Source organism: Halomonas sp. AOP43-A1-21, assembly GCF_052376775.1.
GTDB lineage: Bacteria > Pseudomonadota > Gammaproteobacteria > Pseudomonadales > Halomonadaceae > Vreelandella > Vreelandella colorata.
Window position 1 is genome coordinate 28,948 of record NZ_JBQSWC010000036.1, and the last position, 22,141, is coordinate 51,088.

At 57.1% G+C, this 22,141-nt stretch carries 21 protein-coding genes and 1 tRNA gene; 13 read left to right on the forward strand and 9 right to left on the reverse strand.

What is annotated here, in order from left to right:
* Positions 1 to 124: 124 nt before the first annotated feature.
* The 3 genes from yajC to queA form a co-directional block, all read right to left on the reverse strand.
* Entirely contained in the window at positions 125 to 451 is a 327-nt protein-coding gene (yajC, locus tag ACT3R7_RS17355; RefSeq protein WP_018918121.1) for a preprotein translocase subunit YajC, read from the reverse strand.
* A gap of 112 nt (positions 452 to 563) precedes the next feature.
* A complete protein-coding gene (gene tgt / locus ACT3R7_RS17360) occupies positions 564 to 1,682 on the reverse strand; it encodes a tRNA guanosine(34) transglycosylase Tgt (protein WP_456064846.1) in 1,119 nt (372 codons plus the stop codon).
* A 78-nt stretch (positions 1,683 to 1,760) separates the two neighbouring features.
* Positions 1,761 to 2,792, reverse strand: a complete 1,032-nt coding sequence (gene queA / locus ACT3R7_RS17365) for a tRNA preQ1(34) S-adenosylmethionine ribosyltransferase-isomerase QueA (protein ID WP_193090821.1) — start codon at positions 2,790 to 2,792, stop codon at positions 1,761 to 1,763.
* 112 nt (positions 2,793 to 2,904) lie between these two features.
* Between queA and ACT3R7_RS17370 the strand changes: the two genes are divergently transcribed.
* The 11 genes from ACT3R7_RS17370 (at position 2,905) to ACT3R7_RS17420 (ending at position 12,371) form a co-directional block, all read left to right on the forward strand.
* Positions 2,905 to 2,991 (forward strand) — tRNA-Leu (locus tag ACT3R7_RS17370).
* 262 nt (positions 2,992 to 3,253) lie between these two features.
* On the forward strand, positions 3,254 to 3,844 hold the full coding sequence (locus ACT3R7_RS17375) for an exopolysaccharide biosynthesis protein (RefSeq protein ID WP_193090879.1): 591 nt from the start codon (positions 3,254 to 3,256) through the stop codon (positions 3,842 to 3,844).
* A 117-nt stretch (positions 3,845 to 3,961) separates the two neighbouring features.
* Positions 3,962 to 4,729 carry a helix-turn-helix transcriptional regulator gene (locus tag ACT3R7_RS17380; protein WP_193090880.1) on the forward strand — a complete coding sequence of 256 codons (768 nt, stop codon included), beginning with the start codon at positions 3,962 to 3,964 and terminating at the stop codon, positions 4,727 to 4,729.
* 157 nt (positions 4,730 to 4,886) lie between these two features.
* Positions 4,887 to 5,243, forward strand: a complete 357-nt coding sequence (locus ACT3R7_RS17385) for a RidA family protein (RefSeq protein WP_018918116.1) — start codon at positions 4,887 to 4,889, stop codon at positions 5,241 to 5,243.
* Position 5,244: 1 nt separating this feature from the next.
* Positions 5,245 to 6,201 carry a bifunctional Delta(1)-pyrroline-2-carboxylate/Delta(1)-piperideine-2-carboxylate reductase gene (locus ACT3R7_RS17390; protein WP_193090881.1) on the forward strand — a complete coding sequence of 319 codons (957 nt, stop codon included), beginning with the start codon at positions 5,245 to 5,247 and terminating at the stop codon, positions 6,199 to 6,201.
* 112 nt (positions 6,202 to 6,313) lie between these two features.
* Positions 6,314 to 7,387: a TRAP transporter substrate-binding protein DctP gene (gene dctP, locus ACT3R7_RS17395; RefSeq protein ID WP_193090882.1), complete on the forward strand. Its 1,074-nt coding sequence runs from the start codon at positions 6,314 to 6,316 to the stop codon at positions 7,385 to 7,387.
* Between the two features lie 56 nt (positions 7,388 to 7,443).
* Positions 7,444 to 7,989 (forward strand): TRAP transporter small permease, encoded by a 546-nt coding sequence (locus ACT3R7_RS17400; protein WP_193090883.1) that lies wholly within the window; start codon positions 7,444 to 7,446, stop codon positions 7,987 to 7,989.
* The gene (locus tag ACT3R7_RS17405; protein ID WP_018918112.1) at positions 7,986 to 9,260 is read left to right on the forward strand and encodes a TRAP transporter large permease; all 1,275 of its coding nucleotides are present in this window, start codon (positions 7,986 to 7,988) and stop codon (positions 9,258 to 9,260) included. The genes ACT3R7_RS17400 and ACT3R7_RS17405 overlap by 4 nt, the downstream gene beginning before the upstream one ends.
* Before the next feature lie 27 nt (positions 9,261 to 9,287).
* On the forward strand, positions 9,288 to 10,319 hold the full coding sequence (locus tag ACT3R7_RS17410; protein ID WP_193090884.1) for a histone deacetylase family protein: 1,032 nt from the start codon (positions 9,288 to 9,290) through the stop codon (positions 10,317 to 10,319).
* Positions 10,316 to 11,431, forward strand: coding sequence for a class II histone deacetylase (locus ACT3R7_RS17415; protein ID WP_193090885.1), 1,116 nt, complete (start codon positions 10,316 to 10,318; stop codon positions 11,429 to 11,431). Before ACT3R7_RS17410 ends, ACT3R7_RS17415 begins: the two co-directional genes overlap by 4 nt.
* Positions 11,415 to 12,371, forward strand: a complete 957-nt coding sequence (locus ACT3R7_RS17420; protein WP_193090886.1) for a branched-chain amino acid transaminase — start codon at positions 11,415 to 11,417, stop codon at positions 12,369 to 12,371. Before ACT3R7_RS17415 ends, ACT3R7_RS17420 begins: the two co-directional genes overlap by 17 nt.
* A gap of 28 nt (positions 12,372 to 12,399) precedes the next feature.
* Here the strand turns inward: ACT3R7_RS17420 and ACT3R7_RS17425 are convergent, their stop codons facing one another.
* The 6 genes from ACT3R7_RS17425 to ACT3R7_RS17450 all read right to left on the reverse strand — a co-directional run bounded on the left by ACT3R7_RS17425 (position 12,400) and on the right by ACT3R7_RS17450 (position 20,137).
* Complete coding sequence (locus ACT3R7_RS17425) at positions 12,400 to 13,509, reverse strand: pyridoxal phosphate-dependent aminotransferase (protein WP_193090887.1); 1,110 nt, start codon at positions 13,507 to 13,509, stop codon at positions 12,400 to 12,402.
* Between the two features lie 146 nt (positions 13,510 to 13,655).
* On the reverse strand, positions 13,656 to 15,038 hold the full coding sequence (locus ACT3R7_RS17430) for an FAD-binding oxidoreductase (protein ID WP_193090888.1): 1,383 nt from the start codon (positions 15,036 to 15,038) through the stop codon (positions 13,656 to 13,658).
* 32 nt (positions 15,039 to 15,070) lie between these two features.
* Positions 15,071 to 16,702, reverse strand: a complete 1,632-nt coding sequence (locus tag ACT3R7_RS17435) for an ABC transporter ATP-binding protein (RefSeq protein ID WP_193090889.1) — start codon at positions 16,700 to 16,702, stop codon at positions 15,071 to 15,073.
* Positions 16,703 to 16,711: 9 nt separating this feature from the next.
* Entirely contained in the window at positions 16,712 to 17,545 is an 834-nt protein-coding gene (locus tag ACT3R7_RS17440; RefSeq protein WP_193090890.1) for an ABC transporter permease, read from the reverse strand.
* Entirely contained in the window at positions 17,542 to 18,519 is a 978-nt protein-coding gene (locus ACT3R7_RS17445) for an ABC transporter permease (protein WP_193090891.1), read from the reverse strand. Before ACT3R7_RS17445 ends, ACT3R7_RS17440 begins: the two co-directional genes overlap by 4 nt.
* A gap of 61 nt (positions 18,520 to 18,580) precedes the next feature.
* Positions 18,581 to 20,137 (reverse strand): ABC transporter substrate-binding protein, encoded by a 1,557-nt coding sequence (locus ACT3R7_RS17450; RefSeq protein ID WP_193090892.1) that lies wholly within the window; start codon positions 20,135 to 20,137, stop codon positions 18,581 to 18,583.
* 228 nt (positions 20,138 to 20,365) lie between these two features.
* Here ACT3R7_RS17450 and ACT3R7_RS17455 point away from each other — a divergent pair, with 228 nt between their 5' ends.
* Entirely contained in the window at positions 20,366 to 21,058 is a 693-nt protein-coding gene (locus ACT3R7_RS17455; protein WP_496199309.1) for a GntR family transcriptional regulator, read from the forward strand.
* Positions 21,059 to 21,069: 11 nt separating this feature from the next.
* Positions 21,070 to 22,113 carry a histone deacetylase family protein gene (locus ACT3R7_RS17460; RefSeq protein WP_193090894.1) on the forward strand — a complete coding sequence of 348 codons (1,044 nt, stop codon included), beginning with the start codon at positions 21,070 to 21,072 and terminating at the stop codon, positions 22,111 to 22,113.
* The last annotated feature ends 28 nt before the right edge of the window (positions 22,114 to 22,141 follow it).

Genomic DNA, 22,141 nt, shown 5'->3' on the forward strand with positions numbered 1-22,141 from the left:
CCTTCAATTACAAACGGAATTGCTGTGCATGGGGATTCCATGCACAGCAAAATTTACCATCGTACCTACCATGGCACCCCTGCCGGGGTGGCTGGCACTGGATCGGCAGGGGGAGTTGCGGGCGTTAGATGGACTTAATGGTGCCCTTCGGCAGTACGGCGGCAACGGCATTCTTCTGCACGTTAACTTCGGTGCCTTCAGACACTTCAAGGGTCAGGAACTCATCGCTGACCTTTGTGACGCGGCCTACCAGACCACCGCCAATGACGACTTCATCGCCTTTGTCCAAGCTAGTCACCAGCTGCTTGTGCTGCTTGGCACGCTTGGCTTGGGGGCGCCACAACAGGAAGTAGAAAATCAGCACAAAACCGACCAGCATGACGATTTGCGCGATACCACCGCCAGCGGCCGCTTCTTGGGCGTGGGCTGGTGAGATGAAGAAATCCAGCATTGCAGAGAACTCCTGGGTTAATACCCTAAATGGGTGAAAGGGTTAGAAGAGGCGCTGATTAACGCTTAGGTTGATGAGCGCCCCTTTGCTCACCCGCCAAAGCGGGTGAACTCTATTCGGCTAGGGGAGGCACCGGTAGGCCGCGCCGGGCATAAAAGCCTTCCACAAAGGTCGTCAATGTACCCGCTTCGATTGCCGCGCGCAAATCAGCCATTACACGCTGGTAGTAGCGCAGGTTGTGGATGGTATTGAGCATCGAACCCAGCATTTCGTTGCAGCGGTCCAGGTGGTGAAGATAGCCGCGCGAGAAATTCTTGCAGGTATAGCAGTCACAACCTTCTTCAAGGGGACTGGTGTCATGGCGATGCTTGGCGTTGCGAATCTTGACCGTGCCATCGGCAGTAAACAGGTGGCCGTTACGCGCGTTGCGGGTCGGCATCACGCAGTCAAACATATCCACACCGCGGCGCACGCCTTCCACAAGATCCTCAGGCTTGCCTACGCCCATGAGATAGCGGGGTTTATCGTCAGGCATCCAGGTGGGCAGATAGTCGAGCACCTTGATCATTTCTTCTTTCGGCTCGCCGACGGAAAGCCCGCCAATCGCCAGACCGTCAAAGCCGATCTCTAAAAGCCCTTTGAGCGAGCGCTCGCGAAGCTCAGGGTGCATGCCGCCTTGGATGATGCCGAAAAGTGCTGAAGGCGAGTCGCCGTGGGCATCGCGGGAGCGCTTTGCCCAGCGCAGTGACAGCTCCATGGATTTCTCGGCTTCCTCATAAGTGGCCGGGTAGGGCGTGCACTCGTCAAAGATCATCACGACATCAGAGCCCAGCGAGCGCTGCACGGCCATGGACTCTTCGGGACCCATAAACACCTTGCTGCCATCTACCGGCGAGCGGAAATGCACGCCCTGCTCGGTGATTTTACGCATCTCGCCAAGCGAAAATACCTGGAAGCCGCCGGAATCGGTGAGGATCGGCTTATCCCACTGGGCGAAGTCGTGCAGGTCGCCGTGGGCTTCAATGACCTCGGTGCCCGGGCGCAGCCATAGGTGAAAGGTATTGCCCAGGATGATTTCAGCGCCGATTTCCTTGATGGAATCCGGCGTCATGCCTTTTACGGTGCCGTAAGTACCCACCGGCATAAACGCGGGGGTTTCAACCGTGCCACGGGGGAAGTGAAGGCGACCGCGCCGAGCGCGGCCATCGTCGGCCAGGCGCTCAAAGCGCATAAAGCATTCGTTTCGCATTGTCGTAACTCGTTTAGTAATCATCGATAAAGCGGTGTTGCGGCTTTTACAGGGTAGCCGCTAGCGGGTAAGCAGCATCGCATCACCATAACTAAAGAAAGCGTAGCGTTCGGCAACTGCTTCACGGTAGGCGTTCATCATCGTGTCATAGCCGGCAAACGCCGACACCAGCATCAAAAGCGTCGATTCCGGCAGGTGGAAGTTGGTAATCAACGCATCCACACAGCGCCACTCATAGCCTGGATAGATGAAGATATCCGTATCCCCGCTGTAGGGCGCTATCTGCCCGTCATCGCTTTTCTGGCAGGCGCTTTCCAGACAGCGCACGCTGGTGGTGCCCACCGCAATCACCCGGTTGCCCGCCGCTTGCGCCTCGCGTACCTGCTGGCAGGCGGCTTCCGACACCTCAATCCACTCGCTGTGCATATGGTGTTCAAGAATATTGTCCACCCGCACCGGCTGAAAGGTGCCCGCGCCCACGTGCAGAGTGACAAACGCGCTGTTGATGCCTTTTTCAGCCAGGGCATCCAGCATCGGCTGATCAAAATGCAGGCCCGCCGTGGGGGCGGCCACGGCGCCATCGCGGCGGGCGTAAACGGTTTGGTAACGCTCGCGGTCGCTGAGTTCGTCTTCCCGGGTGATATAGGGCGGCAACGGCATATGGCCATGCTGCTCTAATAGCGCGATCATCGGCGTATCACCCAAAAAGCGCAGCTCAAACAGCGCATCGCGGCGGCCTTCCACCACGGCGTGAATATCACCTTCAAAAATCAGCTCGGTGCCGGGCTTGGGCGATTTGCTCGAGCGGATATGCGCCAGGCCCCGATGGCTATCCAGCGGGCGCTCAAGCAGCATCTCTACCTTGCCGCCGCTGGCTTTATGGCCGTGCAGGCGGGCGGGGATCACGCGGGTATCGTTAAATACCAGCAAATCGCCGGGATTTAGGCGCTCAAGAAGATCCGTAAACTGGCGATGCTCAAGCGCGCCGCTCTGACCATCCACGCACAGCAAACGGCAGTCGCTGCGCTGTTCAGAAGGGTAGCGAGCAATCAGCTCATCGGGTAGCTCGAAATAAAAGTCCGCGCGCTGCATGGGTTGGCTCTTAACAGTGGTCAAACAGGCGGCATAGGATACCCCCTTCGCTAGATAAAGTCAGTCAATGTGATTGACCTCAAGGGTTATCTCCGTATAATGCGCATCCATTGCCGGTGTGGCGGAATTGGTAGACGCAGCGGATTCAAAATCCGCCGCCTTTACGGGTGTGCCAGTTCGAGTCTGGCCACCGGCACCAAATTTTAGGGCTTAGCGTTTATCGCTAGGCCCTTTTTTGGTTTTGGCATTCCAGAAAAAAATGCCATGGAGCTTGAATAAAGATTTCTCATACCCGCATTGGTTCACACCATCACTGGCTCGACATCTAACATTTGATTAAACAAATCTGAACTACACTCGAAAGTGATCGCACAGGTGTTTTAGACGGCTCTTTCGATGCCATGGATACAGGTGCCCCATTTAATGCCTGAAAGGCTTTATAGCGAGCAGGGAGCTCAATAATGGCCGAAAACACCACGCGGGCACTCAGCGAGGTGCTTAATCATATTGAACACTCGGTTCAAGGGCAAAACGTAACGATTGGGTCGCTTGTGGACGAACTCGGCCCACACTCCTTTGCATCACTAATGCTAATGTTTGCTCTTATTTCGACGTCTCCGGCAAGTTCGATACCGGGCATCACTGCGATTGTTGCGGCCATCGAGTTTATCCTCGTCGCACAGATGATCCTAGGCCGAGACTGCCTCTGGCTACCAGGCTTCATGTCACGTAGAAATCTGTCGACCAGCAAGCTCTGCAAAGGGATTAACTGGCTGCGCAAGCCGGTGCATTTCGTTGAGCGGTTTCTCAAGCCGCGCTGGGTGTTTTTCGTCAAGCCGCCTTGGTTGTATCTGCCGCTCGCCGTTATTTTGGCGGTTACTCCTTTTATGCCGTTTATGGAAGTCATCCCTACTTCTGGTTCGATAGCTTCGGCCGCCATCGCCTGCTTCGCGGCAGGGCTCTTAACCCGGGATGGGTTGCTTGCCATGATCTCTATCGTATTTCTGGCAGCGGTGCCTTTCGTGATCTGGTATGTAGGGTTTAGCGGTTAGGTAAAGGCGATCTCAATGACCCCAAGCAAACATTTAGCGCCATCTTCGCTGGCTCGCTTTTTCGCTCTGGGTCGTTTTATAGTGCAAAGATAGATTCCAATAAGAAAGGCGATTGCCATGACCCGTTTTGAGCTGCAAAGCCGAAACCTGGCATCTGAGCATGTGGCTCACTCGCATGACTTTCATCAGCTGATTCTAGCAACCAGCGGGGTGACAGAGCTTGCCATGGAAGGGCAGGAGGAGCGTGTTACCGCCCGCCGTGGCTGTTTGATTCCCTCTTCACGACATCATGAATATGAAGGCGATGGCAGCAATCGCACCTTGGTGCTGGATATTCCGGTTGCCCAGTTAGTCAGCCTTGAAAAGGGCGATGACATCGAGCGTCTATTTGATAAGCCGCGCTTTTTCACCATCCCTCCGGCGTTAAACCAGCTGACCCACGCGCTTGCAAATCAGCTTGAGCAGTGCCCGGGGCTGCAAAATGAAATCGCCATTTTGCTACTGCGCGCGCTGACCATGTATCTGCAGGATGAGCCCGCCTCAACGGTTGCCCAGTTAGGCACGCGCTGTGTGAGTGAACGACTTGATTTGGAGCGCCTTGATGCCTGGTTGGATCGGCATCTAGCCGATGATATCCGCGTCGAACAGCTGGCCGCCCTGTGTGCACTGAGCCCTGGGCATTTTCATGCCTGCTTTCGCGAACTGACCGGCATCACGCCCTTGGCCTATGTGCAGCGGCGGCGTTTGGAGCATGCGCGCACCCTGGCGCGGCACAGTGTCTTGAGCCTAGGCCATATCGCGATGCTGGTAGGCTTTCGTGATCAAGGCAGTTTTTCACGCGCTTATCGCCGCCACTTTGATATTGCCCCTTCTTCAGACCGCTAGGCTTTTCTCCTCTTTATTTAGTTCTTTTTTTACCTCTTGTTTATCACTTCTTGTGACTTACCTGATTTACGGGCAAAACTGTCGGAGTTTGGGGCAAGCGAGTTGCCTGGCAACATCGTAGTCTCAAATGGACCCTATTATTTTCTGGAGAAACTCTATGAGCGTTACCTATCAAGACAGCAATGCGCGTATGAGCCAAGTGGCTATTCATAACGGTACCGTGTATCTCGCGGGCCAGGTGCCGGGCGATGCCAGCGCCGATATGCGTGGCCAGACCGAACAGGTGCTAACGCGTATCGATCAGCTGCTGGAGCAGGCGGGTACTTCCAAGCAGCACCTTATTTCAGCGCAAGTCTGGGTCACCAGCATGGCGGAATTTGACCAGATGAACGCTGCCTGGGATGCCTGGGTCGTGCCAGGACGCCCACCCGTGCGTGCCGCGCTTGAAGCAAAGCTTGCCAAGCCTGAATGGAAAGTCGAAATCATGGTGGTCGCCGCACTGCCGGAGGCTTGATATGCGGGTTGTTTCTGCTGAAGAGGTGGCTTGCCACCTCTCTTGGGAAGGGCTGATCAGCCGGCTGCATGCAACGTTTGTGAATGGCGTTGAGTCACCGCCGCGCCATCACCACGCCATGCACCGGCCCGATGGCGAAGCCACCATGCTGCTGATGCCCGCCTGGGAAGCCGCTGGCTATATTGGCGTCAAAATGGTCAATGTGTTTCCGCAAAACGCAGACCATGGTGTACCGGCGATTTCAGGGCTTTATCTTCTAAGTGAAGGCAAACACGGCCAGCCGCTTGCCTGTATCGATGGCAGTGAGCTCACGCGGCGGCGTACGGCGGCTGCTTCCGCATTAGCGGCTCAGGCGTTAGCCAAAGAGTCTGCCGAAACGCTGCTGGTCGTAGGCACGGGCAAGCTGGCGCCCATGGTGATCGAAGCCCACGCCAGCGTCAGGCCCATTAAGCGGGTAATAATCTGGGGGCGTAACGCCAGCAAGGCAGAAGCGATCGCCCAGGCGTACGCCACGCGCTTTACCACCGAAGTGGTCGACGACTTGGCCGTAGCCGTAGCGCAAGCCGATATCGTCAGCTGCGTGACGCTTTCAACCCAGCCGCTGATTAAAGGCGCATGGCTAACCCCCGGCACGCATCTGGATTTGATTGGCGCCTTCCGGCCGCAAATGCGCGAAACCGATGCCGAATGCCTGCGCCGTGCGGCGGTGTTTGTGGATACCTACGCCGGTGCCCAGGGCGAAGCGGGCGATATTCTTCAGGCTATTGATGAAGGGGCCTTCCGCTTTGAAGATATTCAGGCTGAGTTAGCCGAGGTGCTCTCTGGCGCTAAGCCTGGCCGAACCGCTGATGACTCCATCACGCTGTTTAAATCGGTCGGCGCATCGCTTGAAGACCTGGCCGCCGCTATTGAGGTATGGGATCGCTGTCTGGCCAGACAGGCTAAAAAGACAACGTAAGCAGGCAGGCAAGCAGAGATGGCGAGAATAAATACAATCATGCCATCACTACAAAATAACTTAAGACGTCACTCATAACGAAGACCAACCAATAATCAAAACGAGGTGTGTTATGAACGATAAGCAATCTTTTCTCTTTGCTGCTCTGGCAGCACTTCCGTTGGCGATTGCCAGTGCCAACGCTCAGGCCCAATCGTATGAAATGGTGATTGCCACCCAGATCCCGGAGGATATGAGTAACAACGAAATCTACCCGGCGCTGGTGCACTTCAAAAACCTCGTGGAAGCGCGTACCGACGGAGATTTGGAAGTCACCATTTTCGGCGGTGGGCAGCTGGGTTCTGAGGTGGAAAACGGCTCTGAAGTGCAGGCTGGCCGCACGCTTCAATCGACCATCATGTCAGCCGGGGCCATGTCCTCTTTTTATGGTGACTATCAAGCGGTCACCGCCCCATTCCTGTTTACCAGCTGGCGCCAGGCATGGACCTTCTTTGACAGCGAGTGGTTTGCCGACTTCATGTCCGGCACCGTCGATGCGGCCAACATGCGCTATCTGGGAACCTTTGATGACGGCGGCGGTTTCGTTGCGTTTACCAACAACGTCCATTTGATCGAAACACTTGAGGATCTGGAAGGGCTGAATATTCGCACCGAAGAGAACCCCGCTCACGTAGCCATCATGCGTTCACTAGGCGCGTCCGCAACGCCGTTGCCTTGGGGCGAGCTAATTACTGCGCTGGAAACCGGCCTTGCTGACGGCCAGTTCAACGCGCCTGTGCTCAATACCACCTTCAACTTCGATGCCGTAACGGACTACACCACGCTCACCGGGCATGTGTATAACAGCGCGCCCTGGATGGTGAGTGAGTCCTGGTACCAGACGCTTCCGGAAAGCCATCAACAGGCGCTGATCAGCTCTGCCCGCGAAGCGATTCAGCTAAGCCATGGAATGTCGGGTGCCTTGGCAACGGCTAGCTGGGTTGAATCCTGTGAGCGCTTTGAAGCCTGCTACCTGATGCCCGATGCCGAACGCGAACGCATGGCCGAGATTGCCCGCCCGGCTTGGCAGGCATGGATCGTTGATGATTTCGGCATGGATAGCGCCCGCGTGCAGGGGCTGCTCGATGAAGTCGAGCAGGTCGGCCAGCAGTTGGCGAATGACGACATGCGCATTTATGGCCAATAACGGTTAGCGACGGATAAACGCTGGGGAGCGGGTATGCCCCAGCGTGAGGAATCATCATGGGCGTTTTACACCCGTTGCGCCGCCTAAGTGATAGCGTCAATCAGGTGGCGATCGTGCTGTGCATTGGCTGTATTCTCGCCATGCTGGGCATCTCTTTTACCGCGTTTGTTTACAAGCTATTCACCGGCAGCACGCTGAGCTGGACATATTCGCTGGCGCGGCTGTTTTTGCCGTGGATAGGTTTTCTCTCCATGACCATCTCACTGCGCTATGGCGAACACGTGGCAATGACGCTGCTGGTACGTAGTTTGCCCAAAATCATGGTGCAGACGGCGGCGGGGTTTTGTCTGGCCGTTATCGGCCTGTTTGCGCTGATGTTGGTCTGGTATGGCTGGGGTTACTTCACCAACGCGACCCAGGTGTACATGGTCTCCGATCAGATTCGCATTCCCAGTAAGTTCACCGCCGTCGTGGTGCCTATCAGCGGCGTGATTATGCTCTTGCACCTGGTGCACGGCTTTGCCTTGTTGGAGCACTTTATAGATGAGCGCGACATGATTGATGAGCTCATTGAAACCAATGACGGGGAGAGCCGCTCATGACCCCTGCAATTTTAGTCTTCGTACTGCTGTTGTTTATTGGGGCGCCGGTGGCGGTGGTCATGGCGATGTCGGGTCTGGCGGGTGGCTTTGCGCTGGGTGGCGAGCGCATGCTGGGGATTATTGCTGACCGTATGTTCTCCGGCGTTTCCGGCTTTCTGCTGATTGCCGTGCCGTACTTTATCTTTACCGCTGAGCTGATGAACCAGGGCGGGCTAACCCATAAGCTGATCGCGTTTAACAATGCGCTGTTTGGTCGGGTGCGTGGGTCGCTTTCCCATGTCAATATTTCGGTTTCGGTGTTTTTTGCAGGCCTGACGGGCGCGGCCGTGACCGATACCGTCGCCATCGGCAAAATCATGATCCCCGAGATGAAGAAACAGGGCTACGACGCTGAGTATGCCGCCGCGGTTACCGCCTGCTCATCGATTATTGGGCCGATCATTCCACCTAGTGTGGTCATGGTGGTTTACGCCACGCTGCTGCGCGATATATCGGTGATCGACCTGTTTGCGGGCGGTATTATCCCCGGCCTATTGATGGCGTTGGCGCTACTGGGGGTGAGCTTTTTCCTGGCCTGGAAACGCGGCTACCCTAAACAGGCGCCCACCCCCTTTAAGGCCGCGATAATGGCGCTGCTGGTCGCGCTACCGGCGATGGTGGTGCCGCTGATTATTCTGGGCGGCATTCTTTCGGGACTCACCACAATTACCGAAGCCTCTGGCTTTGCGGCGGTGTATGCCATCGTGATTGGCGTGGTGTTTTACCGCAATCTTACCTGGCGCAAGATATGGGACGCCCTGGTGACCACGGTGCGCTTCTCCGGCGTGGTGTTTTTTCTACTCGCGACCTCCGCCGTGCTGGGCTGGTTCGTCACCCGCTCGGGGATTGCCCGAGACGCTGCCAGCATGATTACTACCTTTAGCGATGTCGCCTTTGTGCAGCTGATGCTGGTCTGCCTGCTACTCTTAATAATTGGTACGGTAATGGATGTGCTGCCCGCGCTGGTAGTGATTGCTCCGGTGTTGGTACCTGCCATGCTGCAGTTAGGTTTTGACCCACTGCACTTCGCCATTCTAATGATTGTGGTACTCAATATCTCCAACGTGACGCCGCCGGTCGGCATGACCCTGATGACTGCTGCGCGCATAGCCGAAGTGCCCTATGAGCGGGCTATTGTGGCGTCACTGCCGTTTTACGTATCGTTTATTGTGGTGATCGTGCTGCTTGCCGCTTTTCCAGCGCTATCCACCTGGATTCCTTCTTTACTCTAACGGGCTGCCAAGGATTGCGAACTCATTATGAAATGCTTTTACCACCCCGATCAGGCCTACCACGCGCCGCCGACCTTTCTGCTGCGCGGTCAGCCTGCGCCTTCACCGGAAGGCCCGGTGCGCGCCGAGCTGCTTACCCAGGGCCTGGCAAGCGTGGGACTTACGCTGAGCGAACCTTTAGAGGCCGATTCGCCCACGCTGCGCAAGCGTTTGGAGCAGATCCATACGCCGTGCTATCTGCAGTTTCTTGACACTATCTACACACGCTGGCAGGAACTCCCCAATGCCGCAGCGTTTGTCGCCCCCAATATTCATCCTTGCGGCGGCGGCCATCACTACCCACGTCACCCGATCGGCCAAGCCGGGTGGCATTTGCACGATATGGCCTGCCCGCTCAGCGCGACCAGCTTTCGTGGGGCGCTGGCCTCGGCAGCTACCGCTGAAGCCGCGGCAGAAGAAGTCCTGAATGGCGCGCCCAGCGCCTATGCGCTGTGTCGCCCGCCGGGCCATCATGCAGGGCCTGAACGTGCCGGTGGGTTTTGTCTACTAAACAATGCAGGGCTTGCCGCCACCGTACTGCGCGAACGCTATGCCAAAGTGGCCATCATTGATGTGGATCTCCACCATGGTAACGGTACCCAGGATATTTTTTACTCAAGAAGCGATGTGTGGACCGGCTCGCTACACGCCGACCCCAGCGACTTCTATCCATTTTTCTGGGGCGGTGCCGATGAAGAGGGCAGCGATGAGGGTGTCGATGCCAACGTTAACCTGCCCCTGCCGGTGGGCAGCGATGGCGAGGTGTATCTAGATGCACTCGCCGTCTTGATTGATCACCTGCAGCGCTATGAGCCCGAAGCCGTGGTCGTCGCGCTAGGTCTGGATGCCCATAAGGATGACCCGCTAGCCGGGCTGAAGGTGGAGACCGACGCGTTTATTGAGGTCGGCAAGCGTTTGGCGGCGCTGGCGCTGCCCACGGTGATTATTCAGGAAGGTGGCTATCCGACCGAGCATCTCAGCGCCAACCTGGCTGCCTTTATGCAGGGCTTTGCGTCATGAGCACGACTGGCTTTTACTGGCATGAGCGCTGCTTTTGGCATGACCAGGGCGCGATTGGGGTGTTTTCTGCCCCCGGCGAGTTCTTGCAGCCCCAGGCCGCATCGGAAAGCCCCGAAAGCAAGCGGCGGCTTAAAAACATTCTGGAAGTCAGCGGTTTGATCGACGAACTCCATGTGGTCAAACCGGTGGCGGCCAGCCTGGATGACCTGCTGCGTTTTCACACCCCGCGTTATTTAGAGGCGCTACAGACAGGCGACCAGGCGCAGGGCGGTAACGGCGGCGACTGTGCCCCGTTTATGCCGGGCAGTTGGGCGGCCGCCCGACACTCGGCGGGGCTGGCTATCGCGGCGGTAGAAGCCGTGGCGCTGGGGCAGGTCAACAATGCCTATGCCCTGTGCCGCCCGCCGGGGCATCACGCGGAAGCAGATCAGGGGCGGGGGTTTTGTCTGTTAGGCAATATTCCTGTCGCAGTCATGCGCGCGCGTGCTCTGGGCCAGGCGAAGCGGGTGGCAATTCTTGACTGGGATGTTCATCACGGCAATGGCCAGCAGGCAGCGTTTTACGCCGAGCCGGACGTGTTGACTGTCTCGGTGCATCAGGCGGCGAATTATCCGCTGGAAACCGGGCACTTTGCGGAGCAGGGCGAAGAGGCCGGTGTGGGTACCAACCTCAACCTGCCACTGCCTCCCGGCTGTGGCCTGGGGGCTTATGAATACGCGATGGAAAGGCTTATTCTGCCAGCGCTTGAAGCCTTCGCGCCGGATTTGATCGTAGTGGCCTGTGGCTATGACGCCTGCGCCAAGGACCCGCTGGGCAAAATGCTGCTCAACAGCGCCGCTTTCGCACGCATGACGGCTCAGCTTAAAGCGCTGGCTGAGCGCTGCTGCGCAGGCAAGCTCGTGTTTGTGCACGAGGGCGGCTATTCAGAAGGCTACGTTCCGCTATGCGGCCATGCCGTTATCCAAACTCTGGCGGGCAGCGCGCTTGGCGTACCCGACCCGCAGAATGATGAAATCGCTGCCTGGGGCTATCAGGCCTTGCAGCCGCACCAGCAGGTTCTGATCGATGGCTGGCGCCAACAATGGGAGAACATGCATGACACCGCTTTATGATCGCGACGGCTGGATTTGGCAGGACGGTGAATGGAGCGAATGGCGCGACGCCAAGGTGCATTTGTTTACCCATACCCTACATTACGGCATGGGCTGTTTTGAAGGTGTGCGCGCCTACGCTGGCGCTACCGGTACGCATCTTTTTCGGGTGGCAGAACACACGCGCCGCCTGGCGGAAAGCGCCCATGCGCTGGATGTCCCACTGCCGTTTAGCGAAGCGGAAATAATCACCGCCCAGCGCGAGTGCCTGAGTAAAAACGGCTTGAGCAATGCCTACTTGAAACCCACCGTGTTTTTAGGCGCAGAAGGCCTGGGGCTTCGCGCCCAGGGACTGACCACCCATGTGATGGTGGCCGCCTGGGATTTAGGCCCATATATTTCGCCCCATGCCGCTACCCACGGGCTGCGTGCGCTAACGTCTTCCTGGGCACGCCATCATGTCAATATCAGCCTGTGCCGCGCCAAGACCAGCGGCCACTACGTCAACTCAATGCTGGCGCTCAATACCGCCGTGAAAGCCGGTTTTGATGAAACCATCATGCTTGACCCCGAGGGCTATGTAGCCGAAGCCTCGGCGGCTAACGTCTTCCTGCTGCGCGACGGCGTACTGCACACGCCCGAGGTGACGTCGTGCCTGCAGGGAATTACCCGGGATAGCGTGATTCAGCTAGCGCAACAGATGCTGGGTATTGAAGTGCGTGAACGCAGAATTACCCGCGATGAGCTGTATACCGCCGATGAGGCTTTTTTAACCGGCACCGCTGCGGAAATACTCCCACTTAGAGAGCTTGATGGGCGCCGGATAGGTAGTCGCGCAGGCGCGCCGCCCGCCAGTGAACCGATTAGCCAAGACAGCGTGACGGCCCAGCTGCAGCGTCTATATCGCCAGGCAGTGCGCGGTGAGCTGGAGGAGTTCAGGCATTGGTTGACCCCGGCTTAAGCCGGGGTGTTAGGCAGGTCTAAGCGGGTCAGGCCTGCTGTTTAATGGCCTGTTCAAGAATCTTCAGCCGCCCAGGTGTCAGAGCATCCGCCACGGCGGTAATGCGTATTACGTTGGCAAGTTCTGGGTGTGCCAGGCGTGCAACCAGAATGCCTTCTGCCAGCAGTTGCTGATGTACCGTCGCGGCGATGTCAGCGCTGGGTAGGCGGATGCCGATAAAGTTGGTGGCACTCGGCAGCACATCGGCGCCTAAAGCGCGAAAGTGCTCGGCCAACTGCTCGCGGCGCGCTTTTACATCAGCGACGTGCTGATTCACTTCTTCAGGGTGGTCGAGCACTACTTCGGCGGCGGCCAGGGTCAGTGTCGACACTGCATAGTGAATACGTACCTTCATCATCATGGTAAGTACGGCAGGTTCGGCGATCGCATAGCCAATGCGCAGCCCCGCTAAGCCGTGGGCTTTTGAGAGCGTGCGCAGGCGAATTACGCCGGGCAGTGCTTGGGCCGCAAACTCGCTCCCCGCATCATCACGAAAATCCCCATACGCTTCATCCAACAGTAGCCAGCAGGTGTCCGGCAGCGCCTCGCGCAGTTTGAGAATTGCGCTATCGCTATGCAGATGGCCGCTGGGGTTATCCGGATTAGCAAGATACACCAGGCGCGCGTTTTCCTGATGCGCCGCTGTGGCCAATGCTTCCAGGTCAGGCGCCAACACGCCCGGCGCCTCATGGTAGCTAGGTTCAACCAGCCGACAGCCTTGCCCCTTGGCAAAATAGCCAAAGGTGGGGTAAGTGCCCGCCGTACACACGACCGTGGCGCCGGGTTCACAGGTCGTGCGCACGGCCAGTGCAATCAGGCTGTCAGCCCCGGCATCCACCAGCATATGATCAAGGAGAATGCCCTGCTGCGCGCTCAGCCGTTGGCGTACGCCCAGGGCTTCGGCATCGCCGTAGCCGTAAACGTGTTTAGCCAGGGCATCACCAAAATGCTCGCGCAGCGCCCGGTGGGGCATATCCAGGCCTTCGTTGGACCCCAACTGATGCGGGATCTCTCGGCCAAGGCGACGTTCGAGTACTTTAATACCCGGAAAGGGGTTAACCGGGCCTTCACCGGTAAGGTGCTCGGGGTAGCGAGGCATGTTGATATCCTAAAAACAGTTTCTAAAAACAGTACTAATGATTACGCCAAGACTTTTCTTGAGGTGCTTTATTTAAGAACTTTATCTAAGAACTTTATTTAAGTGCTTTATTTAAGAACTTTATCTAAGAACTTTATTTAAGTGCTTTATGTAAGTACTTTACCGCGATTCAGCAGGCAGTGGGGGTCAAGCGCCTGTTTGAGCGTCTGCATCAGGTCAATTTCAGCGCTGGTCCGGCAGGTGCTAAGCCAGGCGCGTTTTTCAATCCCAATACCGTGTTCCGCTGAAACGGACCCGCCCAAAGCCTGAAGCGGTTCATACACCAGCGCTTCGACGGCGCGGCGCACGTCAGGGTCATGGCTACCGACGCTGATAGAGATATGCAGATTACCATCGCCCAAATGGCCAAACACGACCAGGCGGCCGTCAGGCCAGCGCTGCAACAACTGTGCTTCCAGCGTATCGGTGTAGCGCTGCATATCGATAATCGGCAGGCTGACATCAAAGGTCAGTACCGGCGCTAATCCTTTGACCAATCCTTCAATATCCTCACGGATAGCCCAAAGGCCAGCGCGCTGTGTGGCTGACTGGGCGATCACGGCATCGACGATCAGTTCACGTTCCAGCGCCTGCTCCAACGCTTCACTAAACTGTGCTTCAAGGCGGGCTTCGTCACTGCCTAATCCTTCGATGATCACGTAAAAAGGGTGGTCAGTAGAAATCGGGGGAGTGTGGCGTCCTGTTGTCTCGGTGAGCAGGCGATAGTGGTTCTGCCACATGACTTCAAAGGCACCGAGGCTGCCGCCCAGTGTTTTACCCATATGGCCGAGCAGTTCGGTAAGGGCATCAAACGACGGGCAGGCGACCAGTGCCGTTTGCTCAATCGGCATGGGCGGCTGCAAACGCAACACGGCGCGGGTCACAATGCCCAGAGTACCTTCGCTGCCGATAAACAGCTGCTTAAGATCAAATCCAGCGTTGTTTTTCAGCATGCGATTCATGGAGCTGACCACGCGGCCATCAGCCATTACGGCTTCAAGACCCAACACCTGTTGGCGCATCATGCCGTAGCGAATAACCCGAACACCGCCAGCGTTGGTGGCAATATTGCCGCCGATGGTACAGCTGCCCCGTGCGCCAAGGTCCAGCGGGAACTGCAGTCCTGCCTCGCTTGCCGCTTCCTGTACCCGTTGCAGCGGGGCGCCAGCCTGTACCGTCAGCGTGCCGCCAACTCGGTCTATCTCCTCAATGGCGGTCATGCGTTCAAGCGAGATCACCAGCTCATCAGGGGTGGTTTCAGCGCCGTGTACCAAACCGGTGAGCCCGCCGTGAGTAACAACGGGCTGCTTGAGTTCAAAGCAGGCGCGCATGACGGCCGCCAACTGGTCGGTATCGGCGGGGCGTACAATGGCGCCTGCGTGGCAAAGCGCACCGGTCATCCAGTCTTCCTGGCGATTGGTCACATCATCGCCGGTGATCACATGGGCAGCGCCCACTATGTTGCGCAGTGTTTCTAGGCTTATTAGCACTGATCATCCTTAAAAATTAATGGGTCTTTCTGCTACGCGGTCGCGGCAACCGGTGCGCCTCGGCCGGGAATCGCCTCCAGCAGCGAGCGAGTATAGGCCTCGCGAGGGTGTAAAAATATCTGCTCGGCGCTTCCCTGCTCAACAATACGGCCATGCTGCATCACTACGATACGATCACAAATCTGCGCGGCGACACGTAAATCGTGGGTGATAAACAAAAGCGATAGCGACAGTCTCTGTTTGAGTTCTTCAAGCAGTTCCAGCACTTGTGCCTGGATCGATACGTCCAGCGCCGAGACGGCCTCATCGGCAACGATCAGTTCGGGGTTGAGTGCCAAGGCGCGTGCAATGCCTATCCGCTGGCGCTGACCACCGGAAAACTCGTGAGGGTAGCGTTCAACGGCGCTGGCGCCCAGGCCGACCATATCTAATAGCTCACCTGCCTGCTTAAGGGCCTGTGCTTTAGGCGTACCGTTGGCGATCGGCCCCTGGGCAATCGCCATGCCCACCCGAGTACGCGGGTTAAGCGAGGCGTAAGGGTCCTGGAAAATCATCTGCACCCGATGACGTTCACGGCGCAGGGCATCGCCTTTAAGCTGCGATAGGTTAACACCATCCAGCAGTAGCTCGCCGTCATCCGGGTGTTCCAATCGCACCACGCAGCGCCCAAGCGTTGATTTACCCGAGCCGGATTCGCCTACAATGCCCACCGTTTCACCCCGGGCCAGGGTGAGTGAAACGTCATCCAGCGCGCGCACTTCACGAGACGCTTTAAACCACCCCCCGCGGGAGCGGAAGACCTTATTAAGCCGTTTGATGTCGAGCAGCGGAGCAGTGGTGTTCGCCTCTCGGTGGGGCGGTACGGCATTGCTGGGAATTGCGGCAATCAGCGCTTGGGTATACTCGTTCTGAGGATTACCCAGCACCTCGCTGGCTTCACCGATTTCGACAATCTGACCGTGGCGCATCACGCAAACACGGTTGGCTATCTCGGCCACTACGCCAAAATCGTGGGTGATAAACATTACCGCCATGCCCCGGCGGCGTTGCAGATCGCGAATCAGCTCAAGAATCTGCGCCTGTGTGGTGACATCTAGCGCTGTGGTTGGCTCATCGGCAATCAACAGCACTGGCTCTAGCGCCAGCGCCATGGCAATAACCACCCGCTGACGCTGCCCGCCGGAAAGCTCAAAAGGGTAGGCGCGGATGGCTTTCTCGGGCTGGGGAATCCCCACTTCAATTAAAAGCTCCAGAGCACGGGCTTGGCGCTGTTTAGGCGTGAGCTTGCCGTGGGCCTCGAACACCTCGGCAATTTGCGCCCCAACGCGCATCAGCGGGTTGAGCGCGGTCATCGGCTCCTGAAAAATCATGCCGATCTTGAGCCCGCGCAGCGCCCGATGCTGCTTTTCGGTCAAGGTGATTAGATTCTGCCCCTCGAATATAGCCTCGCCCTGAACGGGCCGAACGCCCTTGGGCAGCAGCCCCATGACCGTATTGGCAGCCATGGATTTGCCCGAGCCAGACTCACCCACTACGCACATGATTTCGCCGCGCTTAACGTCGTAACTGACGTCTTCAACCGCGAGAGCCCGGTCGGCGCCCTTGGGGAGTGCCACGCTAAGCTGACGGATACTTAGTACGGTCTGTGTCGCTGTATCAGACATAAAAAGCTCCTAGCGCTCGCGGGAAAGTTTGGGGTTTAAGGCATCGTCCAAGCCTTCGCCCACTAGGTTAAGCGCCAGTACGGTCAGCAGAATGGCCACGCCGGGGAAGAAGCTTAGCCACCATGCTTGACGAATCACGGTGCGCGCCGCCCCAATCATATAACCCCAGGACATGACGTTAGGATCGCCCAACCCAAGAAACGATAGAGAGGATTCCAGCAAAATGGCGGTGGCCACCATCAGCGATGCCAGCACAATAATCGGGGAAAGCGTATTGGGCAGGATTTGGCGCAATATGATGGTGCTGTTGGTTTGCCCTACCAGGCGGGCCGCTTCTACATATTCGCGATGGCGCAGCGACATAAATTCAGCGCGCACCAGACGAGCCACGGGGGGCCAGCTCACCAGAGCGATGGCAAGCACTATAGAGGTAACGCTGGGCTGCATAATGGCGACCAGCACAATGGCCAGGGCAAAGTTGGGAATGGTCTGAAAGAACTCGGTGAAGCGCATTAGAATGTCATCAATCAACCCGCCGTAATAGCCTGCAATGGCGCCTAGCGGTACGCCAATCAACAGCGCCACGCTGGTGGATACCAGGCCAATCAGCAGCGATACCCAGGCGCCATGCATCAGGCCTGCGGCCACGTTGCGGCCCATGGTATCAGTGCCTAGCGGGAAACCATCCTGAGATAAGGGCGGCAGGAAAGGGCGTTGCACCATGCGCCAGGGCGATTCAGGAAACAGCAGCGGGGCAAGAATCGCCATAGCGATAATCATCAGCAGGATAATCAGCCCCACCAGGGCGCCACGGTTCTGCGCAAAGCGTGCGAAAAAGCTCATGAGGCCCCCTTGATACGCGGATCAGCCAAGCGGTACACCAGGTCGGTAATAATATTGAAGACGATGACCAGGGCGGCCGAGAAGAAGAAAATGCCTAATAGCAGGTTGTAGTCACGCTGTTGAAGCGCCTCGAACATCAGCCGGCCGATGCCTGGCCAGGCAAACACGGTTTCCGTCAGAATCGCACCGCCCACCATTTGCCCCGCCTGCAAGCCTGCCAGAGTGATAATGGGCAGCAGCGCATTACGCAGCACGTGGCGACGCTGGATAATCCCCGTTTTCAAGCCCTTCGCCCGGGCGGTTTTAACGTAGTCCTGCTGAGCGGCGTCCAGCATGGACGTACGAGTCATGCGGGTATAGATCGCCATAAAGAACAGCGCAAGGGTCGTGGCGGGGAGTATCAGATGTTTAGCGACATCCAGAATCAAGGCAAAACCGGTGTAGCCAGCGCCCACCGTATAAAAGCCGTAGGCCGGTAGCCAGTCTAGATAGACGGAAAACACCAGCACCGACATCAACGCGACCCAGAACAGCGGTGTGGCGTAGAACACCAGCGCCAGCGCCATAATGATCGAGCCAGAGGGTTTTTTAACCCGCGCCGCGGCCATCGAGCCCGCGATAATGCCCAATACCAGCGAGATCAGAAAAGCCGTGCCGGTGAGCAGTAAAGTGGCAGGTAGCCGCGCCATGATCAGATCAAAAACCGGCACGCCAAGCCGATACGAGTAGCCGAAATCGAGCATCGCGATACCCGAGACATAGCGCCACAGCTGAACGTACATGGGCTGGTCGAGCCCGAAGCGCTCGCGCAGCTGGTTGAGGAACTCCTGATCGGCGGCGCCCGCTTCACCGGCCAGAATGGCAGCGGGGTCGCCAGGGGCCAGCTGAATGAGCAGAAAATTAAGAATAACGATCAAGAACAGCACTATCACGGCTTTGAAAAGCCGCATGATAATTAAGCGGGCATAAAGCATGAGCATTTCCCTGACAGCAATCGAGCGCCCAGGCAGCTTGCGCTACCTGGGCGGGCTTGGCTTAGCGGTCTAGCCAGGCATCCCTGAAGCCTTCGTTCAGCCCTACGCTAGAGTTGACGAGATCTTTCACATCACAGCGGTAGAGGGTCGGAAAGCCCAGTTCCATCAGCCAGCCAACGGGCACATCCTCATGCAGGATCTCTTGCACTTCTTTATAGAGCGCTTCGCGTTCTTCGTCTGGGTAGGCGGTAGCGGCTTCGTTGAATAGCTCATCAACGCGCTCATTTTCATACCCTTCCACGTTATTCCAGGGTGAACCTTTGGCGATATTGTCGGAAAGGTAGGTGCGCGAAATGCCGAGTGCCGGATCGCCGTACTGGTACAGGTAGGTAAAGGCGAGATCGTAATCCCAGTCCCCCAGGCGCTGGTTCCAACCGCCAACGTCAGTGGCTTGCGTGCTGACATTAATGCCTACTTCACGCAGGTTTTGTTGCACGGCTTCGGCCCAGCGGGTCCAGGTTTCGCCGTAAGGCAGCGGCAGGATAGTGACTTCTTCGCCGTCGTAACCCATTTCCTCCAGCAGCTCACGGGCGCGCTCGGGGTTATAGTCGTAAGGTTCCAGCGAGTCATCCTGGAAACGAGCATTAGAGCCGAACGACGACAGAGGCACCTTGCCTAAACCATTCCACAAAACATTCCGGGCAAACTCCCGGTCCATGGCGTACATCACCGCCTGGCGGAAGCGTTTATCGGCCGTGGGGCCTTCGCGGTTGTTCATCCAGAGCATGGAGTAGGGGCTGAAGTACTCATGGCCCTCTTCGGTGACACAAACGTTATCCATTTCGGATAAGCGCGGAATATCGAAGTTTTCAACTGTGCCGCTGGGCAGCACATCAATCGTACCGTTTTCAAACGCCACCGCACGTGAACCGCCGTCAGGAATGATGTGCCAGTTGACGCCATCAAGGTAGGGCAGGCCTTCCTCGTAATAGTCGTCGTTTTTAACCAGCTCAATCACCGTACCGCGCTCCCAGTTGGCAAACTTAAACGGGCCTGTGCCGATAGGGTGGTCGTTATGTTCGTTGTTGCGGAAGTCGGTGCCTGCGTAAAGGTGTTCCGGCACCATGGTGAAGGTGCCCGCTTCAAAAGAGAGCAGGAACGGGCCAAAAGGCTCGGCCAGGGTAAACACCACCGTATGCTCATCGGTAGCTTCAATGCTTTCCACGTGCTGCAAAACAGCCCGCGCACTGGGGTTTAGTTCGCGGTGGAAAACATCGGCAGAGAAGACGACGTCGTCAGCGGTGAACGGCTCACCGTCATGCCAGGTAACATTGTCGCGCAGGTGGAACGTATAAGTGCGGCCATCGTCGCTGACATCCCAGGATTCGGCCAATTGGGGGATTGGTTCCAAGTCGGTGGTGTAGCGCAGCAGGCCTTCATAAATATTACCGGCCACGACCCGGGTGGGGGCATTTTGAATCATGCCCAATACCAAACCAGGCGGCTCTGGCTGAACGATGGTATTAACGATGCCGCCCTGTTTAGGGTCGTCGGCTAGTGCGGTGGTCGTAAACGCGAGTGCTGCAGCGGAAATTGCCAAAGCCAAAGGGTGTTTCATTGTTCCTGCTCCTCGGTTATTAGGACGTAATTAAATTTACGTTATCGTTAGGCGAGCGAGGCGTCGTATTGCTTAAGCTAAGAGCTAAAGCCCGATTGTGTTGGTTATTGGTGGCTTTTTTGACCATAGCACCGGTTTATAAAACTGTCGACAGTCGGCAGTCGTCCATCGACAGAATGCTTTTTTGCGTCATACTGAAATACGCAATAATTTTCATGAGTAATGTCGATGGCCTTATCACACGTGGCTCCCAAGGCCTTTATTCAACATCAGAACCTGGTCGAGCAAGTTGCTGACTATTTGACCCAAGCGATTATTCAGCAACACTTTTTACCTGGTGAACGCCTTTCGGAAGTACAGCTTTCCAAAGATTTAGGGGTGAGCCGCGCCCCGGTGCGTGAAGCAGCCAGGCTGCTTGAAAGCCGAGGGCTTTTGATCTCCAAACCACGCCGTGGCTTCTTTGTCAGGGCGTTGAACGCCGTTGAATTTGAAGATGTCTTCGATCTACGCCTGTGCCTTGAACGTCACGCTATTGAACACCTCGCCGAGCGCTATAGCGTTGAAGCCCAGCGCGCCCTGGAGCAGCAGGTAGAGGTATTGTGTGAAGCCGCTCTTGGCAATGATGAGACGCGCCGAATCGAGGAAGATCTGCAGTTTCATCGCTTAATGCTGCACTACGCAGGCAATGAGCGTTTGCTAAAGGCATTTGATGGGTTAACCCACGAGCTGCGCCTGTGTATCGCCTTGATTACCAAAACCCATGACGCGCCGGACACTATTGCCACCAGCCATTTCAAACTGCTTGAAGCGCTGGCAAGCGGCAGCCCCGCGGCCTGCCGGGAGGCAATTGATTACCATATCGGTGTAGCACGAAAGTTCGTGGTGCGCGGCGTCGGGGAGCCAGGAGAGCCAGGGCGCTAGGAGAGTCAACGATGAAGACGTTTTACCACGTCGAACAAGCACTTCATCATCCGCAGACCTACTTCTCGCGGGGGAAAATGCGTACGCCCCAGGAGGTGCCTGAGCGCACTATGCACCTGCTAGCGGCGGCCAAACGGCTGGGGTTTGATGTGCAGCCACCGGTGGATTATGGCGTGGCGCCGCTGAGAGCCGTGCACTCGCTGGCTTATCTTCGCTTCCTGGAGAGCGCCTATTCCCGATGGCGCGCTCTGGGAGAAGACTGGGGCGAAGAGGTGATCTCTAACATCTTCGTCCGCTCGCCTAACGCCCTACGCGGTATTTTGGCGGAGGCCGCGCGCTACTTGGCAGACGGCAGCGCGCCAATAGGCCGCGATACCTGGCAATCCGCCTACTGGTCCGCCCAAAGCGCGGTCGCCGGTGCCGAGGCGTTATTAACGGGCGAGCGGTTTGCCTATGCGCTATCGCGCCCGCCCGGCCATCATGCAGGCATCGACTCGGCGGGTGGCTTCTGCTTCCTCAACAATGCGGCCATTACGGCCCAGCATCTTACCTCGCGCTTTGCGCGTATCGTCGTGCTCGACCCAGACATGCACCACGGCCAGGGCATTCAGGAGATTTTCTATGCGCGTGACGATGTGATGTATATCTCGATCCACGGCGATACCACCAACTTCTACCCGGCAGTCACCGGCTTTGAGAGCGAACGCGGCGAGGGTGCCGGGTTGGGCTATAACCTCAATTTGCCGATGCCCCATGGATCAAAGGAGTCGGTATTTTTTGAGCGCTTGGACGAAGCCTGCCAAGCCATTCGGCTGTTTGAGCCTGACGCGATCGTATTGGCGCTGGGGTTTGATATTTACGAGCGCGATCCACAGGCCAAAGTAGCCGTCTCCACTCCAGGGTTTGCAGAGCTTGGCCGCCGGATGGCGGGGTTGAATCTACCCACGCTGGTAGTACAGGAGGGCGGCTACTACCTAGAAGGATTAGAGGCTAATGCGGTAAGTTTCTTTGAGGGATTGCTGGGCACACAGCAACGCTCGCCGCTAAACGTGTGAGAAGAGTAGGACAAGCCATTCAGGTGTC